Source organism: Acinetobacter sp. (genome assembly GCF_036659555.1).
In the GTDB taxonomy this organism is placed as follows: domain Bacteria; phylum Pseudomonadota; class Gammaproteobacteria; order Pseudomonadales; family Moraxellaceae; genus Acinetobacter.
The window spans coordinates 1-7,406 of sequence record NZ_JAVXCI010000120.1 but is presented as its reverse complement, the minus strand read 5'-3'; the positions used below and the strand labels follow the sequence as shown (position 1 = coordinate 7,406).

Sequence of the window (7,406 nt, the reverse complement as noted above, 5' to 3'; positions counted from 1 at the left end):
TAATATAAAGATCCAAGCGCAAGATCACATTAATAATACTTCAGGCATTATTCAGGCCAGCGGAAATACAGATATTTATGCCAAAAGTCTGAACAATCAGCACGGGCAGCTGCTTGCCGATGATTTAAATGTCCAGCTCAAAGTACAGCTGGATAATACGCAAGGGCAGATGCAGGCTAAAAAGACCTTAGCCCTTGCCTCACAGAATTTAAGCAATGATCAGGGGCAAATTTCTGCAGAACACATTCAGCTAAATCAGCAAAATAAGCTGATGAATAGCGGGACAATCTATGCTGAACAGCATTTAAATATCAAGAATAATGAAACGGCCAATCAAGGGCTGATTGGTTCCGGAAAAGATGTTTCTCTTTTTAGCGGCAAAATAAGTTCTGCAAAAGGCAGTACCTTAGCTGCTGGCTTAGCAGCGGACGGGAAGTTAAAAGAAACTGGGGACTTAACCGTTCAAGTTGATGCGGCAGCTATCCATGGCAATGTATTTGCCGGTAAAGAAGCGCTTATTCAAGCCAATCAAGACTTGGATGTTTCTGAAGCGATTATTCATGTGCAGGAAGTAGAGCTGAATTCGAAAGTGGGTTCTGTCATCACCCAGAAAGCGATAATTCAAGCGAAAAATACGGTAAAACTCAATGCAAAACAGCAATTAAATAACCAAGGCGGTCAGCTGATCGCCAATACATTAAGCTTGAAAGGTTCATCTTTAAATAACCAATCTGGCATTATTCAGCAAACGGGTCAGTCTCAGCTGGATTTAAGCTTTGCTGATTCTATTCACAATCAGGCAGGACAAATCGCAGCCAATGCTGCGCAGCTGAATATAAAGACAGATACGCTGAACAGTGAATCAGGTCAAATTATCCATGCGGGTCAAAATGGATTAACGATTAAAGCCCGGCAGATTGATGCGGCGCAAGGAAAAATTGTCAGCAATGCCCACTTGAATGTTGATGCGAAAAAAATCAACTTGAATCAGGCACAGACACAGGCGCATCAGATTAAGATCACGGCAGATCAACTCTCCCACCAGCAGGGGCAGATGGCGCAAACGGGTCAGCTGTCTGCTGCACAGCTTCACATTCAAAATATCTTGGATAACAGCCAAGGTTCGATTCTTTCCAATCACGGCCTGGAAATCAGCGCCAAACAGCTGGAAAATCAAAAAGGCATTTTACAGTCTGCACAAGATCAATCCATGTCTTTAGATATTGCTGAGTTATTCAGCAATACTGAAGGGAAAGTATTCTCCGGGCTGGATTTAAATATTCAAGCTCAAGTACTCAATAATCAAAATGCTCAACTTCAAGCAGTGAATCAACTCAACTTGAAGGTGATTCAGCAGTTAAATAATCAGCAGGGTCTGATTGCTGCGCAAAAGCAATTAGCAATTCAGGCCAATCAGCTGAATAATACGCAAGGTCAAATTGCAAGCCTTGATGATCAAGCACATCTTGAACTCAGCAGCATAAATAATAGCAGCGGCTTGGTTCAAGCAGTTACAACCCTGAAGATACAAGCTGACAGCATCGACAACCAGCAAGGTAAATTAATTGCTCAGCAGGATGTGAATTTAAACAGCCAAAATGCTGCTTTATTGAATCAATCTGGACAGATCAGTGCAGGACAAAATATTCAGATTCTCAGTCATGGACTAAATAACGATACAGGTCTAATACAGGCTGGAAAGAATTTAAGTATCGATAGTCAAAATCAGAACTTAAGCAATCAGCAGTCTGGTACAGCTGGCGGCCTGATTGCACAAAATGAATTGAGCATTAAAAACGTTCAGCAGTTGAATAACCGGCAAGGCTTTATTGGGGCAAATACATCGGTTGATCTTCAAGCTCAGCAGGTGCAAAACCAAAAAGGTCAGATCGTCAGTTCTCAAAACCTCAGCATTCAAACCTCAGGCATAGCAGGTGAGATCAATAATCAGGAAGGTAAAATAGCCGCGCAAGGCAATACGCAGCTGCATACAGCCAAGCTGAATAACAGCGCAATTTCTGCTGAAGGCAGTCAAATTATTGCTGCAAAAGATTTATAGATCAATGCTGATCAGCTTCTAAATGCCAATACGTTCTCTGCAGCAGCGCAAGGAATAGATGCTGAAAATATACAGATTTATACGCAGCAGCTTGATAATCAGCAAGGCGCTATTCGTGCAAGCGGCCATAGTGCTTTAAAGGCTGAACAGCAGCTGAATAATACAAAAGGCTTGATCAGCGCTTTAAAGCAATTGAATATTCAGTCTGACTCAAAACTGTTGAATATCAATAATCAAAAAGGACAGTTGTTAGCTGGGCAGACATTGGATTTGACAGCACAGCATTTAAGCGGCGATGGTCAGGTGATCAGTCTTGGCGATGCCGCCATTGAGTTAACAAAGACGTATCAGCATGCAAAAGATGCAAAACTGCAAGCAAATGGGCAGCTGCATTTTACAGCCCAGCAAGATTTACTCAATGCAGGCGACATTATTGCAGGTGATGTACTCAATATTCAGGCCAATAATATCAGCAATATATCAGCAGACGCTTCACTGCAGTCCAAGAAAACTTTACTGAATGCGGGAAACAGCCTGAAAAATTCAGGCTTGATCAATGGCGATATCACTGTACTGAAGGCTAAACAGATTAATAATGAAGGTACAGGCCGTATTTATGGCACAGCGCTGGGCTTGCAGGCGGATGTGCTGAATAACCGTCCAGGCGCTGATGGTACAGCACCGGTGATTGCCGCGCGTGACCGTCTGGATATTGGGGTGAAAATCTTAAACAATGAGGCGAATGCAGCTGATTATGACAGTCAGGCATTGATTTTAAGCGCAGGCGATTTTTATCTGGGAGGCGCTTTAGACCAGAATAATCAGGCGATTGGCATTGCGCAGGCGGTGAATAATGCCGGCGCCCGGATTGAGGCGCTTGGAGATCTTTATTTTTCAGCTCAGCATGTGAACAATACCAATGCAAATTTCGATGCGGGTTTAGTTCTTACCTCTGTTGAAAAAGATCAATACAAAGAGATGCGCGGCGGCTGGAAAACCTTTGATGGTCAGTATTTTGACGGGAATAGCAATGAAGACTGGACAGTATACCGTTATGACATTGAACATTATGAGACCCAAGTTAAAACTTCGGCGCCTGGGCTGATACAGGCCGGAGGAAATCTGAAGTTTGAAAATACAGGAAGCCTTGTCAATGATAAAAGTCAGATTCTGGCAGGACAGGCACTGAATATAAATGGTGTCAGCGCAGACCAAAGCGCTGTATTAAAGAATAGCGCTGTTGCTGGAATCAATAAAGAGCTTTATACGGGCACACAGGAGCTGCATTATCTGGATGGCAGAAAGCATAAGCATAAAACTGACTATCATGCGTGGATGCAGGAAAAGCTCAGCAGCCAGCCTTTAGCTGTGAGCATTGCGCGGCCTTACCAAAACATTTCATCATCGGCTGCCGCTATTGATCAGGTTCAAGCAGATGCGCTTTATATTAAAATTGAACAGGCGGCAGGAGCGCAAGGCCTTGCCCAAAAACAGCAAAATCTGGCAGAAGATATTGCGCTGAATGCCAGCAAAACACTGGATGCCAAGCAGGCGGATCCCGTACAGCAAAATGCCGCAGGAATGCAAAAAGATCAGATTGATGTTCATGCAGCGCCAGGAACAGATGCGGAAATCAGAGCTGTTGACAACAGCCAGTTTAAAGTACCGAACAGCGCCCTGTATAAAGTCAATAAAGACAGCAGTGCAAATTATTTAATAGAAACTGATCCGGCCTTCGCTAATTATAAAAACTGGCTGTCTTCGGATTATATGCTGAAGTCGCTTGGCCTTGATCCAAGCCTGCAGCAGAAGCGTTTGGGGGACGGCTATTATGAGCAGTGCCTGGTGCAGGATCAGGTGGCCCAGCTGACCGGACACCGTTTCCTCGAAGGCTACGGTTCGGATGAAGAACAGTACAGGGCATTGATGAATAATGGCTTGTCTTTTGCAAAAGCATATGGCCTGCGTCCGGGCATTGCGCTTACCGCAGCGCAGCTTGCGCAGCTGACCAGCGATATCGTTTGGCTGGAAGAAAAAGAAGTGACCTTGCCGAATGGTAGTAAGCAAAAAGCCTTAGTGCCGCAAGTGTATGTCAAAGCGCGTGTAGGCGATTTAAAAGGCGACGGCTCATTAATTTCTGCAGAAAGCATCAATATCAATTTGCAGGGAGATGTACTGAATTCAGCCGTGATTGCCGGACGCAATGCTGTGGTATTGAATGCAGAAAATGTCGACTTGCTGAACGGACGGATTCAAGCCAATCAAGCATCGGTCAGCACCGCCAAAGATTTAAATATTGTGGGTGGGCAGATTAGTGCAGATCAATCGATTCAGCTGAATGTGGGCGGTGACTTCAATTTAAATACGACCACGTTGAGTTCAGAACATCAGATTGGCCAAAGCTATTTCAGTCAAACCGGCATAGACCGTGTTGCTGGACTGTATGTGAATGGCGCGCTGAGTACGCAAAATACCGATACAGAAAATTTAAGTACCACAATCAGTGTCCGTGTGGGCGGTAATACCCAAATGAAGGCTGCTGAAATTGCCAACAGCAATGGCTCTACTGTTATTCAGACGGCTGGGGATGTGGATGTAGGGACGGTAAGTACAGGCCGTACTACGCATATTCAGTCAGATGCGCAAAACTTCAACCATAGCAGTTACCGAACAGATGCCGGCAGTCAAATTGCAGGACAAGGTGATATTTACCTGACTGGTCAGAATATTCAACTCACAGGTTCGGGCATATCCAGTGTTTCTGGTACGGCGGTACTTTCAGCGCAAGACAATCTGACGATCTCAGAAGGGCGGACAGAACAGAAAGTAGAAGCGCGGAATATTGAAACCGGCGGCAGCGCTTTCAGCAAAAAAACCTCAGATTCGTATTTTAAAACACAGCGTAATGAGGCAGTTGCTAGCAGCATTGAAGGCAATAAAGTCATTTTGAACGGCAATAATGTCAGCATCCGCGGCAGCAATGTGATTTCAGATGATTTAACTCAGATTCAGGCAAAAGAAAATATTTCGATTACGGCTGCTGAAAACCAGTATACAAAGGTATCGGAAAGTACGGTTAAAAAATCAGGTTTTACAGGAAGTTTATCTGATGGCGTAGCGAGTGTTGGTTATGGAAAGTCGAACATAAAACAAGATCACAAATCCCAAGCAACATCACTGACACAAAGCGTAGTGGGTAGCGTAAATGGCAATATCAACATTGTTGCAGGTGAAGACTTAAATGCCGTAGCTTCAATTATAGAAGCAGGCAAAGACATCAACCTGATGGGTAAAAATGTCCATCTTGATGCTGCGGATATTAAGCAGGACACTCAATCAAAATTTGAAAGTAAAACTTCTGGAGTATCCGTTGGTATTACCTACAGTTCTGAGGCTGCGGCACTCGCTTCCGCGAAAAAGAGCCAACAGAGTAACGACTTCTCTGATAGTGCGGTTGGTAAAATCATGTCAAGTGCTGAGACTGCGCGTAAAGCCACGATGGCCGCAACGACGCCGGTTGTATTCACTGCCAGCCATCAGAAAATAAATAATGCCAATCACGCTGCCTCAACTCAATCTGTAGGAACGGAGGTTACAGCAGGCGGTAATTTAAATATTATTGCCACAGAGGGTGATATACGCAGCCAAGGTGCGAAAATTTCAGCAGAAGGCGATGCATTGCTGAATGCCAAGAATAATATTCATTTGCTCGCAAGCTCAAATACAGAAACACAAAATGCTGATACGAAGCGCAGTGGCTTTAGTATAGATAACCGCGATCACCTTGCCCCTATCGGGGTTTATAACGACAAGGGTAAAGGTAGCGGAAGCCTGAGCCAAAGCGTAGGCACAGAACTCTCTGTTGGCGGAAAAACAACCCTTCAGGCAGAGTTTGGAGACATCAATATTGTCGGCAGTAAAGTGGTCTCACAAGATGATCTACGCATGACTGCGGGCAAAGATATCAACATTCAATCTGCGCAAAGTGGCCAGAGTCAAAGCGAAAGCCAAAAGAGCAAAGGCTGGGGCAGCGCGCAAATATCGGATACGGAACGATTTGATGGCTACATGGCCAACCAAAATAAAACCAATAGCAAGAATGTTACCCAAGAACGCAGCCAAGTGGGCAGCCTAGATGGTAATGTCACCCTCAATGCTGGAAATAACTATAACCAAAAAGTTGCAGATGTCGTTGCAGGCAAAGATTTAAACATCACCGCAAAATCGATTAATATTTTGGATGATCATAATACAGGCAGTGACAGTCAGTCATCGAAAGACTTAAAAATAGGATTATTCAGCCGCGTGAGTTCACCGCTGATTGATCTAGTCAATGCCGTTGATAAAGCAGGAAAGAGTAAAGCAGATGACCGTACACAAGCATTGCAAGGTGTTGCCGCAGTAGCTCAAGGTTACCAAACTTATAGCGATATCCAAGGCGGTGCATTATTTAAAGCCGAAACTGGTATTGGGTTTAGTACCAGTAAAAACAGTCAAGACAAGAGTTATTCAGCGTCACAATCCAATTTGCTGAATGCAGGTGGCAATATCAATCTGACCAGTACTGAAGGTGATATCCATCTCAAAAACACACAGGTGAAAGCAAAAGAAAACATCGCACTTGATTCAGCCAAAGATATACTTTTAGAGTCAGGGCAAAGCCAGCAAAAAGCGGATGGTAAAAACAGTAATGCAGGTGCAAGTTATGGTGTGGGTGTTTCTGTGGGTGCGCAAACGGGCGCTTATGTGTTTGTAGAAGCCGGTTATGGCCAAGGTAGCAACCATCTTGATGGCACAGTGCATGAGAATACCACACTCAATTCAGACAGCCTGAGCATCAAGAGCAAAGGCGATACCACGCTGAAAGGTGCACAAGCCACAGCCAACCGTATTGATGCAGATGTCGGTGGAAAGCTTAATATCATCAGCCAGCAAGATACCCTTGCACAAGACAGTGAGCAAACTGGGGCAGGGATACGCTTGCAGGCATCATTTGGTACGGCATGGCAAGCATCAGGCAATTACAGCAGCAGCAAGGCCAGCGGTTCATTCAGCAGTGTGAATGAGCAGTCCGGGCTATTTTCCGGTGATGGCGGCTATCACGTAAAAGCGGACAGTGTGGACTTACAAGGCGGTGCAATCGCATCTACTGCCAGCAAAGAAAAGAATGATTTAACCGCCAATAGCCTGACTTTCAGCAATCTTGAAAATCAAAGTGGCTATAAGGTGACGTCGGTTGCTTTATCTGGTGGCACAAAACTGGGGCAAGCAGATGGTGAAAGCTCAGCGCCACAGCCAACCAGCAACAGCAACTGGAAGGATAGTTTAAGCTTCAGTCCAAGCCTGC

The 7,406-nt window shown here is 44.7% G+C and carries 2 pseudogenes; both read left to right on the top strand.

What is annotated here, in order from left to right:
- Positions 1 to 2,059: pseudogene (locus tag RSA72_RS13225) on the top strand (hypothetical protein); the annotation flags it as partial.
- A 1,842-nt stretch (positions 2,060 to 3,901) separates the two neighbouring features.
- A pseudogene (locus RSA72_RS13220) lies at positions 3,902 to 7,406 on the top strand (hemagglutinin repeat-containing protein); the annotation flags it as partial.